This window comes from Thermaerobacter nagasakiensis, from assembly GCF_055396825.1.
The window spans coordinates 1306979-1328705 of the sequence record NZ_AP043740.1 but is presented as its reverse complement, the minus strand read 5'-3'; the positions used below and the strand labels follow the sequence as shown (position 1 = coordinate 1328705).

14 protein-coding genes are annotated in these 21727 nt (G+C 71.5%); 2 read left to right on the top strand and 12 right to left on the bottom strand.

The window, feature by feature from the left end:
- Nucleotides 1-13 precede the first annotated feature (13 nt).
- The 4 genes from ACZ5T9_RS05670 to ACZ5T9_RS05655 all read right to left on the bottom strand — a co-directional run bounded on the left by ACZ5T9_RS05670 (nt 14) and on the right by ACZ5T9_RS05655 (nt 4425).
- Entirely contained in the window at nt 14-676 is a 663-nt protein-coding gene (locus tag ACZ5T9_RS05670) for an MBL fold metallo-hydrolase (protein WP_464834400.1), read from the bottom strand.
- Complete coding sequence (gene lipB, locus ACZ5T9_RS05665) at nt 676-1581, bottom strand: lipoyl(octanoyl) transferase LipB (protein WP_464834335.1); 906 nt, start codon at nt 1579-1581, stop codon at nt 676-678. Before lipB ends, ACZ5T9_RS05670 begins: the two co-directional genes overlap by 1 nt.
- Nucleotides 1578-2900 carry a lipoyl synthase gene (gene lipA, locus ACZ5T9_RS05660; RefSeq protein WP_464834334.1) on the bottom strand — a complete coding sequence of 441 codons (1323 nt, stop codon included), beginning with the start codon at nt 2898-2900 and terminating at the stop codon, nt 1578-1580. The genes lipB and lipA overlap by 4 nt, the downstream gene beginning before the upstream one ends.
- Before the next feature lie 325 nt (nt 2901-3225).
- On the bottom strand, nt 3226-4425 hold the full coding sequence (locus ACZ5T9_RS05655; RefSeq protein ID WP_464834333.1) for a hypothetical protein: 1200 nt from the start codon (nt 4423-4425) through the stop codon (nt 3226-3228).
- 579 nt (nt 4426-5004) lie between these two features.
- On the opposite strand from ACZ5T9_RS05655, the gene ACZ5T9_RS05650 reads away from it, so the two are divergent.
- Nucleotides 5005-5376, top strand: a complete 372-nt coding sequence (locus ACZ5T9_RS05650) for a YunC family protein (protein ID WP_305849857.1) — start codon at nt 5005-5007, stop codon at nt 5374-5376.
- 277 nt (nt 5377-5653) lie between these two features.
- Here ACZ5T9_RS05650 and ltrA read toward each other — a convergent pair whose 3' ends face one another.
- Both ltrA and ACZ5T9_RS05640 read right to left on the bottom strand, forming a co-directional pair.
- The gene (ltrA, locus tag ACZ5T9_RS05645; protein WP_464834379.1) at nt 5654-6907 is read right to left on the bottom strand and encodes a group II intron reverse transcriptase/maturase; all 1254 of its coding nucleotides are present in this window, start codon (nt 6905-6907) and stop codon (nt 5654-5656) included.
- A gap of 842 nt (nt 6908-7749) precedes the next feature.
- Nucleotides 7750-8358, bottom strand: coding sequence for an ECF transporter S component (locus ACZ5T9_RS05640; RefSeq protein ID WP_464834332.1), 609 nt, complete (start codon nt 8356-8358; stop codon nt 7750-7752).
- Nucleotides 8359-9356: 998 nt separating this feature from the next.
- Here ACZ5T9_RS05640 and ACZ5T9_RS05635 point away from each other — a divergent pair.
- A complete protein-coding gene (locus tag ACZ5T9_RS05635) occupies nt 9357-9548 on the top strand; it encodes a hypothetical protein (RefSeq protein ID WP_464834331.1) in 192 nt (63 codons plus the stop codon).
- A gap of 182 nt (nt 9549-9730) precedes the next feature.
- Here the strand turns inward: ACZ5T9_RS05635 and lpdA are convergent, their stop codons facing one another.
- The 6 genes from lpdA to ACZ5T9_RS05605 form a co-directional block, all read right to left on the bottom strand.
- Entirely contained in the window at nt 9731-11215 is a 1485-nt protein-coding gene (gene lpdA / locus ACZ5T9_RS05630) for a dihydrolipoyl dehydrogenase (RefSeq protein WP_464834330.1), read from the bottom strand.
- A 27-nt stretch (nt 11216-11242) separates the two neighbouring features.
- Nucleotides 11243-12844 carry a dihydrolipoamide acetyltransferase family protein gene (locus ACZ5T9_RS05625; RefSeq protein WP_464834329.1) on the bottom strand — a complete coding sequence of 534 codons (1602 nt, stop codon included), beginning with the start codon at nt 12842-12844 and terminating at the stop codon, nt 11243-11245.
- 129 nt (nt 12845-12973) lie between these two features.
- On the bottom strand, nt 12974-13951 hold the full coding sequence (locus ACZ5T9_RS05620) for an alpha-ketoacid dehydrogenase subunit beta (protein ID WP_464834328.1): 978 nt from the start codon (nt 13949-13951) through the stop codon (nt 12974-12976).
- Nucleotides 13951-15204 carry a pyruvate dehydrogenase (acetyl-transferring) E1 component subunit alpha gene (gene pdhA / locus ACZ5T9_RS05615; protein ID WP_006903459.1) on the bottom strand — a complete coding sequence of 418 codons (1254 nt, stop codon included), beginning with the start codon at nt 15202-15204 and terminating at the stop codon, nt 13951-13953. Before pdhA ends, ACZ5T9_RS05620 begins: the two co-directional genes overlap by 1 nt.
- A 194-nt stretch (nt 15205-15398) precedes the next feature.
- On the bottom strand, nt 15399-18782 hold the full coding sequence (locus tag ACZ5T9_RS05610; protein WP_464834327.1) for a Swt1 family HEPN domain-containing protein: 3384 nt from the start codon (nt 18780-18782) through the stop codon (nt 15399-15401).
- A gap of 17 nt (nt 18783-18799) precedes the next feature.
- Nucleotides 18800-21634: a DUF1156 domain-containing protein gene (locus tag ACZ5T9_RS05605; RefSeq protein ID WP_464834326.1), complete on the bottom strand. Its 2835-nt coding sequence runs from the start codon at nt 21632-21634 to the stop codon at nt 18800-18802.
- Nucleotides 21635-21727: the final 93 nt, after the last annotated feature.

Here is a 21727-nt window from a genome sequence, read left to right as displayed (position 1 = left end):
ACCCGTCTCGCCATCAATCCAGGCCCCGACCGGCGGACCGCAACCGGAGGAAGGGGTTGGCCACGCGCTCGGTCCCGATCCGGGTTTCGGGCCCATGGCCCGGCAGCACCCGGGTGGCGTCGGGCAACACCATCAGTTCCCGGTGAATGCTCTGGAGCAACGTCTCCAGATCCCCGCCCGGCAGGTCGGTGCGGCCGATCCCGCCGGCGAAGAGGGTATCGCCAGCCAGCACCAGCCCCTCGGCGGCACCGCGGCCCACGTACACCACGTGCCCGGGGCTGTGCCCGGGGGTAAAGCGCACCTCGAATTCCATGGACCCGAACGCCAGCCGCTCGCCGCCCTCCAGCAGGTGATCCGCCGGCGGCGCCACCACCGGCTCCAGCCAGACCGACAGGTTCAGCTGGGGATCGCCCAGCCAGCTCGCCTCGTGGCGGTGGATCCACACCGGAGCCCCCGTGGCTTCCTTGATCGCCTGGAGGCCGCCGATGTGGTCGAAGTGGGCGTGGGTAAGCAGCACCGCCGCCACCTGGTAACCCCGGACGGCTTCCAGCATGGGATCGGGGTCATGGGGGGCGTCGACCAGCACCGCGACCTTGCCGGCATCATCCAGCAGCACGTACCCGTTGGCCTGGACGGGTCCCAGGGGAAAGGCCAGCACCCGCAAGGTGGGCTCCATCACCCGGTCCCCTCCCTGGTGGCCGGGGAGGCCGCCGCGCCCTCCGCACCCTGACCGGCCGCCTGGCCAGCCGGCCGGTACCCCCACGCCTCGAGCCAGCCTGAGTCGCCGGTCCACTCCAGGCGGCGCCCCAGGACCCGGGCCAGTTCCTCCGCGGCCACCTGCGCCACCGCTTCCAGGGCCGGTGCCCGGCCCAGCAAGCGGGCCATGGAGGTGACGCCCCGGTCCGTGATGCCGCAAGGGATGATGCCGCCGAAATAGGCCAGGTCGGGGTCGACGTTGAGAGCGAACCCGTGCCAGGTGACGCCCCGGCTCACGCGGATGCCGATGGCGGCGATCTTCTCACGGCCGGCCCACACGCCCACCAGCCCGTCCTCCCGGTGGGCTACGACGCCGAAGCGGGCCAGGGTCGCCACCAGGGCTTCCTCCAGGCCGTGGACATAGCGCTTGAGGCCCCCGGGCAGGTTCTTCAGGTCGACGATGCCGTAGCCCACCAGCTGCCCCGGGCCGTGATAGGTGACCTTGCCCCCGCGGTCGATGTGGAACACCTCCACACCCCGCTGCCGGCGCAGGGTGGGGCTGAGCAGGATCTCGTCGTCGCGGCCGCTGCGGCCCACGGTGTAGACCGGCGGGTGCTGGAGCAGGAGGAACAGGTCCGGCAGCCGGCCCTCGCCCCGGGCCCGGGCCAGTCGCTCCTGCAGCCGCCAGGCCGGTTCGTAGGGGGTGAGGCCGGGCAGCCAGGTGACCCGCAGGACGGGCGGGCCGTCCGGCAGCGCCGGGCCGGCAGCGGATGCCGCTGGGACGGCCCGCTGGGGCCCCGCGGCGCCACCCGCGCCGGTGGCGGTGGCGGTTCTTATGATGCCACCGGTCCGTATCCCGGTGTGGGGACCGGTTGGGGGATTCATGCTCCCGCTGCGCCCCCCGCTGCCCGGGCAGCCTGCAGGCCATGGACCGTTGCCAAGGGGGCCGCCTGGGCTGGGGCCCCGCGGTGGGTCTCCGGGGGCCCGGCCTGGACCTGCGCCGGTGCGGCTTCGTCCCCCGCCCCATCCCGCCGGCGCGCCCGGTCGGCCTGCTCGTGGGCATGGTACGAGCTCCGCACCAGGGGGCCGGATTCCACGTGGGAAAAGCCCATGGCCAGGCCGATGCGCTTGAGCTCCGCGAACTCGTCCGGGTGGTAGTACTTCTCCACCGGGAGATGGACGGGCTCCCGGGTCGGGCGCAGGTACTGGCCGATGGTGACGATGTCCACCTGGTGGGCCCGCAGGTCCCGCAGGGTCTGCAGGATCTCGTCCCACGTCTCGCCCAATCCCAGCATCAGGCCCGACTTGGTCTTGATGTGGGGTGCCCGCCGCTTGGCTTCGGCCAGGAGGGCCAGGGACCGGTCGTATCGGGCCCGCGAGCGCACCCGGTCGGAGAGGCGCCGCACCGTCTCCACGTTGTGGTTCAGGATGTCGGGTTCGGCGTCCAGGACCACCTGCAGGGCGTCCCAGTCGCCGTTGAAGTCGGGGATCAGCACCTCGACCGCGGTATCGGGACAGCGGCGCCGGATGGCCCGGATGGTCTCGGCGAAGACGGCGGCGCCCCCGTCCCGGAGGTCGTCCCGCGCCACCGACGTGACCACCACGTGTTGCAGGCCCAGGCGCTGGACGGCATCCGCCACCCGCTCCGGCTCCGCCCAATCCAGCTCGGTGGGCCGGCCCGTGGTGACGGCGCAGAACCGGCAGGCCCGGGTGCAGATGTTCCCCAGGATCATGAAGGTGGCGGTCAGGTTCTCGAAGCACTCGTAGATGTTGGGGCAGCGGGCCTCTTCGCAGACGGTGTGCAGGCTCATGCCGCGCAGCAGCCGCTTGAGCCGGTTGTAATTGGGCCCTTGGGCCAGCCGCACCTTGAGCCAGTCAGGATGGCGGCGCCCGGCGTGACCGCCGGCCAGGGCATGGCCGTCCGCCGCCGGGAGGTCACGAAACCCTCGGGTACGGGCATCGGAGCCGGATCCACCGGCCGCCGGCGCCGGTCCGGCCCCAGCGGGGGAGCGGCCGGGTTGGGCCGTGGCGGCGGCGTCGGGCCCGGGAAGAGCCGGACCGGTTTCCTGGCCGGCACCTGCCTGGCCAGGGCGAGCCGCCGGGGAAGCAGGTACGATGGCCGGGCCGGCGCCGGACCGAGGCTCCTGCGGTCCCGCCAGCGCTTCCGTTTCGGGCAAGCTTCCATTCCGGTGAAGGGCTTCCATGGGGCGCGATCCCACCTTCATTGGGGTGGCCGCCGCAGGGCCGGCCGGCCCGGCGCGGCTGCCAAATGGGCCTTCGCCTTCGGGCGCCGGGTTCCTCCCGGGCGGGTTTCCGCGGGCAGGTACCTGCGGGCGGGGGACTTTCGGCAGGGGCCTTCAGGCCGAGGCCTTGCGGCGGGGGCCTTGCGGCGCGTTGTGCCCACCAGTTCCCACCGCGGGCTCCCCCGGCTCGGGGAGCCGCGACGGCAGCACAGCACCGGCCGTCAACGCGACAAGGGGGCCGGGATGGAACCCGACCCCCTGGACGACCGCACCGGCGGCGGTCACGTCAACCCCGGAAAGCGCCGCCCGCCTGCTCGTTGGCCGTGGCCGACTGCCATTTGGCGGAGTAGTTCTCCGCCGGGTTGTAGCTCTGGGCCGTGGCGCCGTACTGGGCATGGCCGCCCGGGCCGGCCTGGTTCTGGAACTGCCCGTACTGGCCGGCCTGGCCCTGGAACTGGGCGGATGACCCCGCCTGGTTCTGGAACTGGCCATACTGGCCTCCGGCTTGGCCGTACTGGCCTACCTGGCTCTGGAACTGGCCTGCCGTGCTCTGGGTGTACTGGCCGCCGTACTGACCGTACGGGGCTCCCGCCTGGGCACCCGCCTGGCCATACTGGCCGTACTGGCCGAATTGCCCGGCTTGGTTCTGGAACTGGCCATACTGGCCGCCGGCTTGCCCGTACGGCTGGCCGTACTGGCCAGCCCCCGCGGCGCCATAGCCGGCGCCCCCGGCCTGGTTGCTCATATTCCCCCCACCGGCCGGGGACTGCCAGCGGCTGCTGTAGTTTTCCGCGGGATCGTAGCTCTGGGCCGTGGCGCCGTACTGGGCATGGGCGCTCTGGCCGTACTGGCCGAATTGCCCGGCCTGGTTCTGGAACTGGCCATACGTCCCCGCCTGGCTCTGGAACTGCCCGTACTGGCCGGCCTGGCCGCCAGCCTGCCCGTACTGGCCGTACTGGCCCAATTGCCCGCCGGCCTGGCCGGCCTGGTTCTGGAACTGGCCGTACTGGCCGCCGCCTTGCCCGTACGGCTGGCCGAACTGCCCGGCCCCCGCGGCGCCATAGCCGGCGCCCCCGGCCTGGTTGCTCATATTCCCCCCACCGGCCGGGGACTGCCAGCGGCTGCTGTAGTTTTCCGCGGGGTCGTAGCTCTGGGCCGTGGCGCCGTACTGGGCGTGGGCGCTCTGGCCGTACTGCCCGAACTGCCCGGCCTGGTTCTGGAACTGGCCATACGCCCCCGCCTGGCTCTGGAACTGCCCGTACTGGCCGGCCTGGCCGCCAGCCTGCCCGAACTGGCCGTACTGGCCCAATTGCCCGCCGGCCTGGCCGGCCTGGTTCTGGAACTGGCCCGAAGCCTGGTTGCCCAGGCCCTGCCCGCCCGCCGGCGACTGCCACTGGGAAGTGTACTGCTCCTGCGGGTTGTACGATTGCGGCGTTGCGCCGTAACGAGCGTGGCTCGGGCCACCAAAGGCGCTGGGTTCGTCCACGATGATCCCCCCTGACGGCTAGCTGTTTCCAGCGGTTAGATTGCGGAACCCCCCGGCTGCTATACCTTCCAGTTGCCACCATTTCCGGAGCCGTCGGGGGCCGTCCGCCCGGCAGCCCGGCCGGTCAAGCCCGGCCGGTCAAGCCGGTCACTCTACCGGTCACGGCCGGTCACGCCGGGGGCTCCGCGGGTCAAGGGCGGCCGGTCCCCCGGTCAAGGACCGCCGTCTCGCCGGGACGGGCAGGCCACGGGCCACGAGGCAGCCAGATGACGTACCGGCGAAGAGGTGAGCCCCGCTCCTGCGAGCGGGACGTGCAGGGAGGAGTCCCGCCGGCCGCCCCGCGTGGGACGGCGGCCCACGGGCGGCCATACAATGCCCTAGCCAGTGGTTCCAGGGGTCCAGGTCCGGGCGGCGACCCCGGCCAGCGGCGGGCCCTCAAGCCCGGATCCGCCGCGGTTGCCGCGGTTTCCCCGGAGGGCCCCCGCCCCCGGCACCGGGGCGGCCCGCAACCGGACCCGCGGGCTCCGCACGGAACGGGCGCGCTGCGCCCGCACCAGGCGCCCGCGCCATCGGGAGGGAATGCCTGTGGTCGAGGTTCGGCCCATCCCCCTCAAGGGCGGAACGGCCGTCGGCGTGAAGGTGGAACTGCCCAAGACCCGGCTGGTGGCCATCGCGACCCCCGCCGGGTACATCATGTGCGGCGCCCTGGACGTGCGCCTGCTGGACGACCTACTCGGAGCCCGCCGCATCGTGGCGGGCCGCGCTCTCGGCGTCCGCGACTTCGGCGATCTCCTGGAGCGCCCGCTGGAGTCGGTCACCAGCGCGGCACGGGAGTTGGGTATTCACCCGGGGATGACGGGGCGCGACGCCCTGGAACGCCTCCTGGCGGTGGAGCCGGCTCCCGCCGCGGCGGCGGCCGGCGGCGACAGCCCGGGCCCGGCGGCCGGGTGAAGGGCTGGGGGAGGAGGCCATGGGCTGGGCTCGGGGCCGGGAGAAGGGGGTACCGGAGAGCCGGCCGGAGCCCGGAAGCCCGGGTCAACGGCCCGCGAAAAGCCCGGAAGAGGCGGTCGGGGGGCGGGCGGTCAAGCCCGCCTGCCCGGCGGCCGCCGGGGTCGCCGGCCCGCCACCATTAAGGAGGGCAGGGCGCGGAGAAATCGAGTAGGAGGGGCCGGTGAAGGCCCCGTCCCCCTCACACCACCCGGCATGCGGGTCCGCACCGGGCGGTTCGTCAAGCACGGCGAAGTTCGTGGTAGCATCGAGTGAGGCTCAGCAGCCCCTGGGTAAGCCAGTACGGCTTGCCCAGGGCGCTGTTGAGCGGGCCACCGGCCATGGCCCAGTACCCGCGTCGCGCCATGGCCCACTGCCGGGCTCGCCACTCGGGGTGGCCCAGGGCCCGCAGTTCCCGCAACCGGGTGCGCGGCCGTTTCCACTGCTTCCAAAGGCACGCCTGCAAGCGTCGCCGGAGCCAACCTTCCACGTTGCGGAGCAGGTCCGCCATGTCCGCGATGCGGAAGTAAGCGAGCCAACCGCGCAAATAGACATTGATCCGGCGGATGCGCTCGGGCATGGAAACCGGCCAGGTCCGGCTCGTCAGGCCGCGGATGCGGTCTTTGAGCCGCTGCACCGTTTGCGGGGCCACGCGCAGGCGGATGCCTTCCCGGCCGCGGTACATGCTGAAGCCGAGGAACTTGCGTCGCCAGGGCCGGTCCACCGCGCTCTTTGGCTCGTTGATCTTGAGCCTCAGCCGCTTTTCGAGGAAGCGTCGCACTCCCGCCATGACCCGGTGCCCCGCCCGTTCCGAGCGAACGTAGATGTTGCAGTCGTCCGCGTAGCGAACGAAGCGGTGTCCCCGCCGCTCCAGCTCCTTGTCCAGCTCGTCCAGCAGGATGTTGGCCAAAAGCGGGCTCAGGGGGCCGCCTTGGGGCGTGCCCTCCTCCGTCCGCACCTTCACCCCGCCGACCATCACACCGGCCTGCAGGTAGCGGCGGATGAGCATCCGGACGCGCTTGTCCGCAACCTTCCGCATCACCCGGGCCATGAGGACGTCGTGGTGGACCCGGTCGAAGAACTTCTCGACATCCAGGTCCACCACCCAGGTGTAGCCTTCCTCGACGTGCCGGCGCGCGGCTTCGACCGCCTGATGGGCGGAGCGCCCCGGCCGAAAGCCGTAGCTGTGCTCCGAAAAATCGGGGTCGAAGATCGGCGTCAGCACTTGCAGCAAAGCCTGCTGGATCAGGCGGTCCAGGACGGTCGGAATCCCCAGGAGGCGCGTGCCACCTCCGGGCTTGGGGATTTCCACCCGGCGGACGGGTTGCGGCTTGTAGGTTCCCGCCAGCAGCTGGGCGCGCACCTGCGGCCACCGCTCCCGCAGAAAACCCCGCAGTTGTTCGACGGTCATGCCGTCGATACCCGGTGCGCCCCGGTTCTGCTCCACCCGTCGCAGGGCGGCCCCCATGTTCTCCCGGGCCACCACCTGCTCCATCAGGTCCACGCCACCACGTCCTCCGCGGGGAGGGGCGCCGGTCTGTCCCGGCCGGGTGCTCCGCTCTCGCCCAGGCCCCGGTGGGATTCACCACCGCCTCCTGGGCGAGGCCCTCTCGGGTTGGCTGCTCTCCTCGCACCCGGCGCGAACGCGCCAACACCCTCCCGGACTCGACGTTCGGCCCTTCCCGCCGGCCCGGCCGGCGGTACTACGGCCTCTGCTGACTCCTGCCGGCTCAGCCGCGCCTTGCGGTCGCGGGTTGCCAGCCATGCTGGCCTACCGGCAGGCCTCCCCGGGTAAGAGCGAGCACTTTCGTCGCACACCCGCCGCGTTTACAGCGCCGCCCTTCGGCCCATCTCGGGCTTCGCCGTGTGCTGCCGGCTCGCCCAGTCGGCACTGCCTCGCCCGCGGTTCCTGGTCGTCGGGTCGCGACTTTGCCTCCGGCTTCCTTCGGATCCCGCGTCGCCGCGGGCACCCTTGCCTTCGGCTAGCGGTTGTACGGGGCCACCCTCCGCAGGGGACTTTCACCCCTTAGCACTCGCCCATGCCGGGCGCACGGCAGGGGGCCGGTTCCTCCACGGGAACCGGCCCCCTTTTCCTGGGCTGTGACGCCGGGGCCCTGCCAGCCCAGGGCCTGCCAGGTGCAGGCGCCCCCCGGGCCCGCGCCCAGCGCCCTGCGGGTCGTGCAGGGCAGTCGCCAGGCCCCGCACCGCGGGGAGCCCGGCGCGCCCCCGCGCGACGCCGGGCTCCCCGGCCCGCCGTGCGCCGCAGCCGCCAGGTCCCGCGCCGTGCGGGCGCCAGGCTCCGCAGCTCGCCTGGCGCTGCAGCCCGCCGGGTTCCCCCTACGGGCGCCGCGGCTCCCCGGCCGCCTGGCCCGCCCAGCCCTCGGCCACCGGCGTGGCGAAGACGGGGTCGTCCAGCACGCGGGCGATGCGCGGGTAGGCCACCAGCGCCAGCACCCCGGTGGCCAGGCCCTTGATCAGGTTGAAGGGTGTGATGGCGGTGACCACCGTGGCCCCTACCTGCTCGGCGGGCACCCCCCACAGCGGCAGGAAGACGAAGTAGTTGGCCACGGCCATCACGGCGCTGGTGCTGGCGGTTCCCGCCAGCACGGCCAGCGCCAGGGCCCAGCGGCTGCCGATCTTCCGGTAAAGCCACGCGGCCGGCACCACATAGGCCAGGCTGGCCAGCAGGTTGGCGGCGATGCCAACCCATCCCGCCGTGGACTTGCCCGAAAAGAGGAACAGCAGGTCCTTGACCAGCGCCACCGTGGCGCCGGCCGCGGGGCCGTAGGCGAAGCCGCCCATCAACACGGGCAGATCGCCGGGATCGTACTTGAGGTACGCCGGGATGAAGGGGAGGAGAGGCGTCAGCTGGATCTCCCACAGCATGAGCAGGAACGCCATGGACGCCAGGAGCGCCAGGCGCACCATGCGACGAACCACCGGCATGCACCCCCTGCGCAGAGCGTGCGGGCGGGCATCAAAAAAGCCCGTCCCGCCCAGCCCTTCGGGGGAACGGACGCAGGTGGACCCGTAGGCTTGCGCTTGGGTCAACGATTTCCCGGTGACGCGCCGAATTCCGCGCTCGCGTGATCCGCACGGCCGCATGCGGCCGCGGGCGTACCGCACGGGAGATGGCGCCGCAACTGCGAGCGCCCATCGCGGTCGACCACGACCCCCGGCCGGCTTCCCCGCGCCGCACATTCCGCGGTCGAACGCCGAACCCCCGCGGTCGGCACGCTGGCGGCACTCCGCCGCGGCGACCCCGGCCCACCCCGCCACCGGCGTCGCCAGCAGGGCCCATCCGCCCGGTGCCAGGTGCGCGGTAGCGGAGCGCAACCACCACGTGCGCGGGACGTCCGCCAGGTGCTCGGTGCACAATGGCGGGACAACCGCCAGGACGCGGCACACCTGCGCGCGGCACTCCACCCGGCGAGCACGGCAAGGCCGCGCTCGCCTCTCCCGGGAAATCCCGCGTCCCTTCCTTCTCCCATCCGGACTATCACCGTCGGCTCCGGCTTCTCACCGGAATCGGCCGCGCCCTTCACCGCACCGGCGCCGGGGAGGCCTGCCTGCCTCGGCCCGGGCATGGGTGCTCCGGCGCGCGGTTCGCGGGCTGGTGCGGTCGCGCCAGGACTGGCGCGCCGCCATCACCGCCGGTCGGGACTTCCACCCTGCCCCGAAGGAAGGTCATGGATTGTGATGTGGAGGTGAGGACCGTCCGGACGAAAACCCACCTCTAAGATGACTATAACAGATCCGGCAAGACCTGAGATCCGCCAGCCCGGGAAATCCGGCGGCACCTGGAACAGCCGCAGGTGTCGCCCGCCGTGCCCTCGACCTGCCCGCGCTGTTACAAGGCTCCGGTCTGCGGCCCCGCCGTTCCGGGCAGGTTATTGCTGCGGAACCGGGTGAACCGGAACGGACGAACCGGTGGGGTGATCGGGATGGGCTGGGCATTGACGCTGGTGGTGGCCGGGCTGGCGCTCCTGCTGGTAGCGCGGCTGGGGATCTTCGCCCTTACGCTGGGGCTGGGCCTGCTGCCCTTCCTCCTGATCGCCGGCGGCGTCATCTGGGCCGTGTCCACCGTGATGGCCCGCCGGCGGAACGGAACCGGCGGGCCGGCTGGCACGGGCTGATGGACATGGGCTGATGCACCGTCGCGCCGTCGACGATCGCCTCCAGCGGAGGGATCGCCCCGGTATCCAAAGGAATCGCTGCCGGAATGCGGCCGGCATGCCGGAGGGGAGGAATCGCCCCCGGCACACCGGACCGTCGAGGCATTGCCCCCCCCCCCGTGACCGCTCTCCGTTACCGCTCGTTACCGCTTCCCCAGCACGTGGATGGCGTGGCCCAGACCCGCCTCCGCCGCCTCCATCACCGCCTCGCTCAGGGTCGGGTGGGCGTGGACGGTGAGGGCCAGATCCTCCAGGGTGGCGCCCATCTCGATGGCCAGGGCCAGTTCGGCCACCAGGTCGGACGCCTCCGGCCCCACGATGCCCGCCCCCAGGACCACCTTGCTCTCCCGATCCGCCACCAGCTTGACGAACCCGTCCCGCTCGCCCAGGGTCAGGGCCCGGCCGTTGGCCGCGTAGGGAAACCGCCCGACCACGGGGTCGTAGCCCTGCCGGCGCGCCTGGTCCTCCGTCAGCCCCACCGTGGCGATCTCCGGGTCGGTGAAGACGGGCGCCGGCACCGCCACGTAATCGGCCGCCGCGGGCAACCCGGCGATGACCTCCGCCGCCACGATCCCCTCCCGGCTGGCCTTGTGGGCCAGCATGGGACCGGGCACGATGTCGCCGATGGCGAAGATGTTCCGCTGGCTGGTGCGCAGCCGGGCATCGACCTTCACCCGGCCCCGCTCGTCCAGCTCCACGCCCGCCAGCTCCAGTCCCAGGCCGTCGGTGTTGGGCCGCCGGCCCACGCTGACCAGGACCGCGTCGGCCACCACGGCCTGTTCTTCCGATCCGGACGAACCCGCCGATCCCGGTACACCGGCTCCCGCCGCCCCCTCCCCGCGGGGCTCGGGCCGGAACACCACCCGGACCCCCTCGCCGCCGGGCTCCTCTTCCCACCCCAGGACGCAGACGCCGGTGTGGACCTTGACCCCCAGCTGGCGGAGGCGCCGGGCCACCACCTGCACCAGCTCCGGATCGGTGCCGGGGAGCAGCTGGTCCGCCAGCTCCAGCACCGTCACCTCCGACCCCAGCTTGGCAAAGGCGGTGCCCAGCTCGAGGCCGATGTACCCGCCCCCGATCACCACCAGCCGCAGGGGCAGGTGGTCCAGCGCCAGGGCGTCGGAGGAATCCAGGATCCGCACGCCGTCAAAAGCGAAGCCCGGGAGCTCGACGGGCCGTGAGCCCGTGGCCAGGATGCAGTGCTTGAAGCGGTATACCTCGTTGCCCCCGCCGGGGTTCTCCACCAGCACCTGGTTGGGCCCGGTGAAAGTGGCCCGCCCCTTCACCACCGTCACGCCGTTGCCCTTGAGGAGCTGCTCCACGCCCCCCGTCAGCCGCTGGACCACCGACTGCTTCCAGCCCTGCAGCCGGGCGAAGTCCAGGCGCGCCCCTTCGACCACGATGCCCCGCTCCGCCTCCCGGGCCAGCCGGTGGTAGGCCTTGGCGGCATCGATCAGGGCCTTGGAGGGGATGCAGCCCACGTTCAGGCACACCCCGCCCAGGCGGTCTTTCTCCACCAGGGTGACGTCCTTGCCCAGCTGGGCGGCCCGGATGGCGGCCACGTAACCCCCCGGGCCGCCCCCGATGACCAGGACCTCGGTCTCCGTCGCCACCTCGCCGACGACCATCCCATCCACTCCCGTTCTGCCCCGCCATCAGGCCATCTCCAGGAACAGCAGGCTCGGCTGCTCCAGGTACTCCTTGATCCGGTTGACGAACCGCACCGCGTCGGCCCCGTCGGCCACCCGGTGGTCGAAACTCAGGGCAAGGTACGTGATGGTCCGCACCACGATCTGCCCATCCCGCACCACCGGCGTCTCGCGGAACTTGTGCACGCCCAGGATCGCCACCTCGGGGTAGTTGATGATGGGCGTGGACCACACGCCGCCGCCCAGGGCGCCCACGTTGGTGATGGTGAAGGTCGAACCCCGCACGTCGTCCAGGGCGATCCGCCGCGCCCGGGCCGCTTCGGTCAAGGCCGCGATCTCCCGGGCCAGCTGGAAGATGCTCTTGCGGTCCACGTCCCGCACCACGGGGACGATGAGGCCCTCATCGGTGGCCGTGGCCACACCGATATGGTAGTAACCCTTGAGCACGATCTCCTGGCGCTCGTCGTCCAGGCTGGCGTTGAAGACGGGGAACTGCTGCAGGGCCGCCACCACGGCCTTGGCGACAAACGGCAGGTAGGTCAGCTTGATCCCTCGCTGCTCCGCCAGGGGCAGGGCCTTGCGCCGCAGCTCCACCAGTTCGGTGACGTCGACCTCCTCCACGTGGGTGACGTGGGGAGCGGTGTACTTGGACTGGACCATCTTCTCGGCGATGCGCTTGCGCAGGCCCCGCAAGGGTACGCGCTGCTCGCCCCCGGCGGGAACGGCCCACCGGGCGGCCGAACCGGCCCCGGCCGCCGGGGCGGCCGCGCCCGCCGTGGCTGCGGCGGCCACCCCCGGTACCCCCGCCGGGGTCGCCGCGGCGGCGCCAGGGGATGCAACGGCCGGTCCGGCAGACGGGGCCGCACCCGCTGGCGCAGTAGGTGCCACGGCCGGCGCCGCCCCCGGAGCTGCGGGCGGGGCCGCCACCGTCGCGCCACCCGCCGTCGCACCGGCCGCAGTCGCCGTGACCGCCGGCGTCCCGGCTGCCCGGGCCGCGGCAAAGGCCCGCACGTCCTCGGCTGTCACCCGGCCCGCCGGGCCCGTCCCGGGGACCAGCCGGATGTCGACCCCCAGCTCGCGGGCCAGGCGGCGGGTGGCCGGGGTGGCCAGGACCCGCCGCGCCTCCGCTGCCGGCCCAGCGCCTGGGGCTGCGGCCGCCGGCGCTGCATCCGTCCCGGGCACCGCGGCCAGGCCGGGTGGGGGCGGCGGCGTGACCCCAGGCGAAGCGGCCGGCACCCCTCCCGGGGCCGCGGCCGGGCCCGCGGCCGCCGGAGCCGGGGGCGCCTGGTGCGGCGCCGCCGGGGGCGCCGCCTGGGCCGCAGGGGCCGCAGCAGCAGCCGGCGCCGCCCCAGCCGGTTCGTCCCCCTGGGCTTCTGTCTCGATCACCACGATCACGCTGCCGACCTGGACCACATCGCCCTCGTTGCCGCGCAGCTCCAGCACCACGCCGGCCACCGGGGACGGGATCTCCACCGTGGCCTTGTCGGTCTGCACCTCCACCAGGGGCTGGTCCTCGCGCACCCGGTCCCCCGGCTTGACCAGCCAGCGAACGATCTCCCCTTCGTGGATGCCCTCGCCCACGTCGGGCAACCGGAATTCGTACGCCATCCGCCGCACCTCGCTTTTCCGGGGCCGCACCTGGCCGTTCCCGGGCCAGGAGCCCAGCACCCGCTCCACGGCCCGGGTCAGAAGCCCGGGTCACAAGCCCGGGTCAGACGTCCGGCTCGGAAGTCCGGGTCAGAAGTTCAGCACCCGTTCCACGCCCCGGATCACCCGTTCCTTGTTGGGCAGGTAGTAGTCTTCCAGGTGGAAGAGGGGCATCGGGGTGTCGAAGCCCGCCACCCGGTACACCGGCGCCTCCAGGTACAGGAGGGCCCGCTCGTTGATCAGGGCCACGATCTCCGCCCCGAAGCCGGCCGTCTTGGGCGCCTCGTGGACCACCAGGGCCCGGCCCGTCTTCTGCACCGCCGCCACGATGGCGTCCACGTCCACCGGGCTCAGGGTCCTGAGGTCGATGATCTCGCACTCGATGCCGCGGCCGGCCAGTTCCTCCGCCGCTTCCTCCACGATCCGCACCATGGCGCCCCAGGTGAAGATGGCCACATCCCGCCCTTCCCGGACCGTGCGGGCCCGGCCGATGGGGACGGTGTAGGCCTCCTCGGGCACCTCCTGCCGGAAGGCGCGGTAGATCCGCTTGGGTTCGAAGAAGATCACCGGGTCGGGGTCGCGGATGGCGGCGATCAAGAGACCCTTGGTGTCGTAGGGGGTGCTCGGGATCACCACCTTGAGCCCCGGCTGGTGGATGTACCAGGCCTCGGGGCTGTCGGAGTGGTGCTCCGGCGCCCGGATGCCGCCGCCCCAGGGCGCGCGGATCACCAGCGGGCAGGTGAAGCGGCCGCGGGAGCGGGTGCGGATGCGGGCCGCGTGGTTGACGATCTGGTCAAAGGCGGGCGGCATGAACCCCTCGAACTGGATCTCCGCCACCGGCCGCAGCCCGTAGATGGCCATGCCAATGGCGGTACCCACGATGGCCGACTCGGCCAGCGGCGTGTCGATCACCCGGTTCTCGCCGAACCGCTGGTAGAGGCCCTCGGTGGCGCGGAAGACGCCGCCGTTGACCCCCACGTCTTCGCCCAGGACCACCACCCGGTCGTCCAGCTCCATCTCGGTGCGCAGGGCGTCGGCCACCGCCTGGACGATGGTCAGCTTGGCCATCACCGCCCACCCCCTTGCTGGCCGTCCCGGCCCGGTGCGGCGCCCGGGGCCCCGCCCGCTGCGGTAGCGCCCTGGCCACCGGCCGTGCCGCTCCCGCCGGCCGCCGCTCCGCCCGGACCGCCCGCACCTGGACCCGGGGCCCCGCCCCCAGCAAAGCTGCCGCCCGCAGCCCCGGCCTCCCCCAGTTCCGCCAGCAGCTCCCGCCGCTGTTCTTCCAGGTGCCAGGGCAGCTGGGCGTAGACGTAGTCGAAAATGGCCGCCGGCGACGCCTTGGGCATGGCCTCCACCGCCTGCACCGCCGCCGCCACCCGCTGCCGGGCTTCCTCGGCCAGGGTCTGATCCTGGGCCTCGTCCAGCAGGCCCCGGGCCATGAGGAAGCGCCGCATGCGGTTCAGGGGATCCCGGCGCTGGCGCCACTCCTCCACCTCGTCCCGCCCGCGGTAGCGGGTGGGGTCGTCGGCGGTGGTGTGGGGCCCGTAGCGGTAGGTCAGCGCCTCGATGAGGGTCGGCCCCTCGCCGGCCCGGGCCCGGTCCAGGGCCTCCTTGGTCACCTTGTACACGGCCAGCACGTCGTTGCCGTCGACCCGGACCCCGGGGAAGCCGTAGGCCACCGCCTTCTGGGCGATGGTCTCCGACGCCGTCTGCCGGTGCAGGGGCACGCTGATGGCGAACTGGTTGTTCTGGCAGAAGAAGACCACCGGCGCCTTGAAGACCCCCGCGAAGTTGCAGCCCTCGTGGAAGTCGCCCTCGGAGGTGGCGCCGTCGCCGAAGTAGACGATGAAGGCCCGGCGGTCGCCGCGGATCCTGGCGGCCCAGGCGGCGCCGACGGCGTGGGGGATCTGGGTGGCGATGGGCACCGCCACGGTGAAGACGTTGACCTCCGGCGGGATCTGGTTGCCCTCTTCCCGGCCCATCCAGTAGAGCAGCACCTTCTCCATGGGCAGGCCGTGGATCATGGTCACCGCGTGCTCGCGGTAGGATGGGAAGACCCAGTCTTCGGGCTGCAGGGCAAAGGCGCTGCCCACCTGGGCGGCCTCCTGCCCTGCCAGCGGGGCGTACGTCCCCATGCGCCCCTGGCGCTGCAGGTTGAGGCAGCGCTCGTCGAAGGTACGGGCCAGGACCATCCACCGGTAGAACTCCACCAGCTTCTCATCGGTAAGATCCGGGGCCGGCTCCCCGACCAGGTTGCCGTCGGGGTCCAGCACCCGGACCAGCTCCAGGGTCTCCTCCCGGAGGTGGTGTAGGCTGCCCACGCCGCTCCCCCCTGTTGTCAGGAGCTCCCCCGGCGCGGGCGGCCCCGCGCCGCGAGGCTTCCAACGAGGCTTACAAACGGTCGTTCGGAACGAACCCACCGGGTTCAGTTCGGTTGTGCTCTGGCATTCCCTGCCGGGATCGGGCAGGTACCCCCGCCCCAACCCCGCCGCCCCAACCCCGCCACGGGCGCGGCCTACTCTTCTTCGAAGTGGTGCTCCTCGAACTTCAACGTGTTGCAGTTTTCCCGCACCGTCCGGATCACGGGCTCGGAGAACCCCGCGGGCAGCGACGCCTCGATCTCCAGCGTGATCCGGACCTCAGCCCCGGGCGGGGCCGCCAGGTGGGCGATGACCTCCTCGGCGATCTTCCCGGCATCCCCTCCCACCCGCATGGGGTTCAAGGTGGCCCTGCCGTAGAAGCGGCGAAAGACGGGCTGGGGCGGCGTGCCCGGCACAGCCCCCGGCCCTTGGCCCCCGCCCGGAGCGACCACCACACCGGCCACGGTCACCCCGGCGGCACCGGCGGTCGCGGGCTGCCCGGCCGGGCCTCCCGCCGCCCCCGCCGCTCCCACCGGCCCGGCCAGTTCGGCCTTGAGCTGCCGTTCCGCCACCGCCGGACGAACCAGCAGCCCCACCGGAGCAAGGGCATCCAGGGAGACCCCCTCCCCCGCCCTCAGCCCGCGGTAACGGCCGGCCGCCTCGTCATAGCTCTCGGCATACGCGAAGCCGTCTTGCAGCCACGTCAGCATCCCCACGCCGTTCTCGATCGCACCCACCAGCACCGACGGGTCTCTCAGCCGCGGGAGATAGACGTACCGGAAGAAGTCCTCCACAAGCTGGCGGGCCTCCACGTGGTCCCCCCGCCAGAGGGGCACCCGGTCCAGCTGGATGCGCAGCACGTTCCCGCCGAGCTGGGTGTACAGGTGACCGTCCGCCACCAGCTTCTTGCTGGCCCGTTCCACCAGGTTCCCGGACCCTTGCAAGCGCACGGGCACCCAGCCCACCTCGCCCTGGGGATCGGGCTGCTCGGGCACCAGCAGCCACTGGAAGGCCTCCAGCAGGCGCAGGGAAACGGTGGTGTCGGCCGCGGCCTTCTGCTGTTCCGCCGTGCGGGTCTGGTGCGGGTCCAGGTTGAGGGCCTCCCGCTCCTGCAGGATGGAGTCCCAGGCCAGGTAGCGCCGCACCGCCTCGTCCAGGCCGTCCAGCTGGGTGCGGTCCACCGCCAGGAACACCAGGGCGTTCCGGTAGGTTCGGGGCTGGTGGCCCCGCCACTCCAGGATCTGGGCGGCGGCGGACAGGGCAGGGCTCTCGCCGTTGCGCTGGTGGGGGGCGTCCAGGCCCAGGATCACCAGCCGGGCGGCCGGTTCGTCCGGTACCTCCTGGCTGGACTTGGGGAAGGGGTGCACCCCGGCGAAATGGCCCGAGGAGCGACGTACCTCTTCCCGCACCCGCCGCTCGATCTCTTCCGCCACCCGGTCCGGCTGGTACTTGAGCTGTTCCGCCCGTTCCTCCGCCAGGCTGTTGACGTTGGGCTGGGGGGCGTACCAGTACCGAGTCCCGTCGGTGTACAGGTAGGTGGCCCGACCGGCCAGGCGCCGCAGGGCATCGCCGAACACCGCCGGCGACTCGCCGGGCATGACGCAGCCGAGCTTGATGCGCCGGTCGTCCAGGCCCCGGTTGGCGGCCGTGTAGGTGGGGGCGGAGCCCAGGTAGATGGTGCGCGCCACCCGCCGGGTGGCGGAGTAGCGCCCGAAGGTGGACGACTCTCCATCGATCTGCAGCGGCAGCGAGCCGGGACCGTCCACGTCCCTTTGGATCACGGGCACCCAGTTGTCCGTCAGGTAGCGGGTGAGCTCCGACTCCACCCGCCGGTCGTCCATGGGCAGGGTGCAGGGCAGGATCAGGGGGCTGCGATCCCCCTGCTCCCACAGGCTGTGGATCACCGCGGCCATGAGCCGCAGCACGCCCCGGGTCCGCTGGAACCGCACCAGCGTGGCCCAGTCCCCGTACAGGCGGTCGAAGACTTCGGGGTGGATGGGGTACGCGGCCTTGATGCGCCGCTCGTACTGCGGCTCCCGGCACTCGGCAGGGAACTCCCCCGGATGAGCCTTGTACAGTTCCATGAAGGCCCGGGCCACCACGTCCCGCGCCTCGAACTGCTCGGGGTCCGTCATGGGCTGGAAGAGCCGGCGCCGGACGATCTCGAAGCTCTCCTCGGGGGTGGCCGGCCGCCAGGGCACCTCCACGCGCCCGATGACGTTGCGCAGCCGCTCCAGGGCTTCCCGGCCGCGGGAGCCGCCCACCTCGACGTCCTCGGCACCGGTGCGGGTGGCGGTGGGGCTCTCCGACGCGGGCAGGCTCACCACCAGCAGGGCGTTGGGGACGGCCTTGACCGCCTCGGTCAAGGCCTGGGCAAAGGTGAACTGGGTGTCGAAGCTGCCGGCGGGCAGGTCGCCGGCGTCGTGGAGCTGGCGGGCGTAGGCCACCCACTCGTCGATGAGGATCAGGCAGGGCCCGTAGTCCGCCAGCAGCTGGCGCAGGGTGTCGCCGGGATTGGTGGCCCGCTCGTCGTCGGCCCGCACCCGCTCGTAGGCGTCCCGCCGGCCCAGCTGCCAGGCCAGCTCGCCCCATAGGGTGCGTACCACCGTGCCGTCGTCCTTGACGCTGGGATTGCCGGGGGAGATGCGGTTGCCCACCAGCACCACCCGCCGCGCCCGGGGGATGGAGGTGAAGCCGGCCTCCTTCAGCACCTCCTCCACGCCGGGCAGGTTCCCCGGCCGCAGGCCGGAGAAGAGGTGGTACAGGGCCAGCATGGAGTGGGTCTTGCCGCCGCCAAAGTTGGTCTGGAGCTGGACCACGGGGTCGCCGCCCTGGCCCGACAGCCGGCGCACGGCGTTGACCAGCAGCCACTTCAGGCTCTCGGTGAGGTAGGTGCGCCGGAAGAACTCCACCGGGTCTTTGTACTCGTCGCTGCCCTCACCCAGGTACACCTGCCAGAGGTCGGCGGCGAACTCGGCGTGCTGGTAGCGGCCGCTGGCCACGTCCTCGTGGGGGCTCACCACCTCGCGCCAGGGCTTGAGCATGCCGCTGGCGGCTGCCTCGATCAGGGAGCCGCCCGCCTTGCGCCGCTGCTGCCGCACCTTTTCGTCGTACTGGACCCGCAGGAGCTCGGCGGTCATGCGGTCCAGTTCCTCCGCCTCGGGGGCGGAGATGGCGGCCAGCAGGCGCCGGGCGGAGTCCAGCACCCGGTAGGTGTCGTCGCTGCTGAAGGGCTCCTGGTGCGCCCAGCGGTTGCGCCACTCCCGGAGCTCGGAGACGAAGCTGCGCTCAGCATGGCCCAGGGTATGCCTGAACACGTCGTTCCACGTGTTCCACATCAGTTTGAGCAGGAGCGACACATCCCACTCTTCCACCGGCTTCTCGGCCACCAGGGGATCCTCGGCGAACTTGAGCAGGACGCGGTCGTCCACCCGCCCCTCCTTGCGGGCGAGGCGGATCTCCCGGGCGACGAAGGGCGCCAGCCCGTTACGCAGCAGCTCCAGGGCCCTGCGCACCCGCTCGTAGTTGCTGATGGACATGGTCTCCCCCACCCCCGTTAGAAGAGGGACTCTTGCTGGGCCGTGCGGTCGCGGGCCAGGCGCGCCAGCTCCGGCCAGGCCAGGACCAGGGCGTTGTAGGCCAGGGCCTCCTGGGTCCGGCCCTTGCGCTCGCTGATGCGGAACAGCCGGTAGGCCAGGTCCCGGGCCATCTCCGCCCGGCCGCCCAGCTTGGCCACCAGCCGGGCGGTGGCTTCCTCGCCGGCGTTCTCGTGGTAGTAGACCCGGAGGAGCTGGTGGCCGGCGCCCCAGACGGTGGGCGCCTTGTCGTGCTCGGGGTCCCAGCCGCGATCCAGTTCCTCCGGTCGCAGCAGACGAACGCGGCCGCGCTGCGCCCGCACAATCCCCGCCTGCTCCAGGCCGGACAGGGTGGTCACCTTGGCCTTGGACAGCAGCTCGGCCTCGCCGAACTCCCCCTCTTCGAACCCGTGCTGCTCGTACCAGGCGATGGCCCAGCGGGTCGCGTTGTCGAATTCGTCTTCCTGCTCGGCCAGCACCTCGGTGAGAACCTGGTTGATCAGGGCCAGGGCGGTACGGACCGTCATCTTCCGGCCGTCCGGTTCCAACACCTGGCTGTACCGGGAGAACACGGCCATGCCGGGGCCGACGGCGGCCTGGGCCAAGTCCACGGGGGCAACATTGCCTTGCTGGAGGCGCTTGATCGCCTGGGGTAGTTCACGCTTGAGCTCAGCCATGAACCCGTGCCGGTCCGTCCGCGGCGCATCCTTGGGCCGAGGCCGGCAGGCAAGCACGATGTAGGAGGCGAGAGCATTGGAACCAATGGCCCGCATCCGCCACTTCTGCGACGCCCGCACCGGCCAGGTGGCTGTGATCTGAAAGCCCGAGTTGATCAACGCTTCCAACATAGTCTCCCAGCCGGTGGTACGATCCACCCGGTTGCCATTCGTCTGGCCGGCCCCTTCGTCCGTGCCAGTCTCCTCGTGGTCCTGCTTAAAGGCATAGTAGACAGTCAAGGGAAAGCGTGGGTCCATCTTCTCGCGCAGTTGCGCGAAAGCCCGACGGAAGCCTTGTTCGAAGTGTTCCTTGGCTGCGTACTTGTCTCCATCGAACCGCTCCGGAGCGGCCACCAGTTCCGGCTCCTTGGGCACTAGGATCGTCGCGAAAAGATCCGGGTAAAGATCCCCGATGGTACGCCGCAGCCACACGTAGAAGAAGCCCGAGAGGGCCGCATAGCCGATATTGTCATAGTAGGGCGGGTCGGTGCTGACGAGAACGTCGTTCAAACCGTCCCACGGCCGAGTGGCTTCTACCACGCGGGCTGTACCCTTGCTGAGGCTGGCTTGTGCCAAACACTCAAGGCAGTCCGCAACCCGGCTTACAACAGTAGTCCACGCACCGACCGACTCGCCCAGAATATTTGCCTCCCCAAAGTCCCAAACCATGGGAATGGCCTGCCTACCGAAAAGGTTCTCCACTTTCTGGGTTTGTGGGACCCATCTGCATAAAGCATTGTTGTAATCCGCACACCTGTCTAGCGCCAACGCAAGAAATGTTACCACCGCGGTGGCATAGGCATCCGCCTCGTCGTGCGAAAGCCCTGCTGCGATTCCATCCCGCCGTACATCTGCCCGCACATCTCGCACGAGATCCGACAGCGTTACCATCGCTGTGAGCTGGCGGGGAGTGAACATTTGCCAGTGCTTGGTTATGCCGTACTTTTGGATGCGGAACCCAAGGGCGTTTTCAGGTAGGTCGGTCTCCGGGAATGCCGACGGGTTCGCTGACCTCGCAGCGCCTACATGCTCCGGCGTCGGGGGAAGGTAGACCCTTCCTCTCGGGCTCTCCGCCGCCACTGCCACCATGACGATGTCCATTCGCCCTTGCGATGCATGTTCCCGGACGTAGTCGAATGAAATCGGCGTTCCTGTTAGAATGCATTGAAATCCAGATCCCGTCTGCTTAGTTCCCGCCTTTGCCGCTGCCCGATCCTTCGGCGCCCCGGTCCGCACGTTGAAGCGCCAGGTGCCGGCTGCCCGGTCCACCACCGGCTCCAGGTACGCCTCGCTACCCTTCTTGCTCGAGAGCCAGAAGGTACTCATGAGCGGCACGTGGGCACCCCGGGCCGCCGGGTTCGGGCTCGGGACGGTCCGCGCCCAGATCCAGGCGATCACCGGCAGTTCCTTGCCCACGTGCGGCTGGAGGTCCGGCCGCCCCTCGGCCATCTCCGGCGTGACCTTGACCGGGGGATAGAGGTGGCCGATCTTCTCGCGGGCCCGCTCGAGGATCACTCGCCCGTAGTAACGCACGTCCGCTGCGAGCCCGGCCGTGCCACGCCACCGGGCGTTTCCACCGATCCTGCCGCGGTCCTCCGGGTTCACGGGCGGGTGGTCGGCCCACCGCGGTGCGATCTCCAGGTTGCACTTATTGAGGAGAACGGCCACCGGGTTGGTATCCCCCGCGTAGGCTTCGAACCCCAGGCGTGCCGCCTCCAGCGGGATGGAACCCCCGCCCGCGAAGGGGTCGAGCACCGGCGGCAGTTTCCCGTCACAGTGCTTGAGCATCTCGGCCCGGGCCTCGGCGTAGACCTCGGGGTGCTTGTGGAGCTGCTTCTGCATCATCTTCCGGATAATGCCAAAGAGGCGCTCCCGCTCCCGCGCCTGGTCCTCCTCGGTGGGAAACCGCTCGGGATGACTCGACGGGTCGTCGACCACCGAGGCAAACAGCACCGCCCGGGCCACCGGCAGCGGCAGGCGCGCCCACCAGTGATGGATCCCCTTGGGATGCGGCCCGATCCCCGGCATCTTGTCGTAGGCCGATGCGTCGTTGATCTCGGGCAAAGGCAGGGCGACTTCGATGAGTTTCTTCCGGGTCACGATGGGTGCACCTCACGAACGTTGATGACGCGTCCCTATACGGCGATGAGTCGGTGGCAGGGTCCTGCGTGGGGCCCTGTGGCTTGAGGCGGG

Bases quoted from the DNA above. Each gene is read 5' to 3' on its own strand.
- ACZ5T9_RS05635 (WP_464834331.1), top strand. From the start codon at position 9,357: ATGGGCTGGGCATTGACGCTGGTGGTGGCCGGGCTGGCGCTCCTGCTG.
- ltrA (WP_464834379.1), bottom strand. From the start codon at position 6,907: ATGGAGCAGGTGGTGGCCCGGGAGAACATGGGGGCCGCCCTGCGACGG.
- ACZ5T9_RS05610 (WP_464834327.1), bottom strand. From the start codon at position 18,782: ATGTCCATCAGCAACTACGAGCGGGTGCGCAGGGCCCTGGAGCTGCTG.
- ACZ5T9_RS05650 (WP_305849857.1), top strand. From the start codon at position 5,005: ATGCCTGTGGTCGAGGTTCGGCCCATCCCCCTCAAGGGCGGAACGGCC.
- lipA (WP_464834334.1), bottom strand. From the start codon at position 2,900: ATGGAAGCCCTTCACCGGAATGGAAGCTTGCCCGAAACGGAAGCGCTG.
- ACZ5T9_RS05625 (WP_464834329.1), bottom strand. From the start codon at position 12,844: ATGGCGTACGAATTCCGGTTGCCCGACGTGGGCGAGGGCATCCACGAA.
- ACZ5T9_RS05670 (WP_464834400.1), bottom strand. From the start codon at position 676: ATGGAGCCCACCTTGCGGGTGCTGGCCTTTCCCCTGGGACCCGTCCAG.
- lipB (WP_464834335.1), bottom strand. From the start codon at position 1,581: ATGAATCCCCCAACCGGTCCCCACACCGGGATACGGACCGGTGGCATC.
- ACZ5T9_RS05620 (WP_464834328.1), bottom strand. From the start codon at position 13,951: ATGGCCAAGCTGACCATCGTCCAGGCGGTGGCCGACGCCCTGCGCACC.
- lpdA (WP_464834330.1), bottom strand. From the start codon at position 11,215: ATGGTCGTCGGCGAGGTGGCGACGGAGACCGAGGTCCTGGTCATCGGG.
- ACZ5T9_RS05640 (WP_464834332.1), bottom strand. From the start codon at position 8,358: ATGCCGGTGGTTCGTCGCATGGTGCGCCTGGCGCTCCTGGCGTCCATG.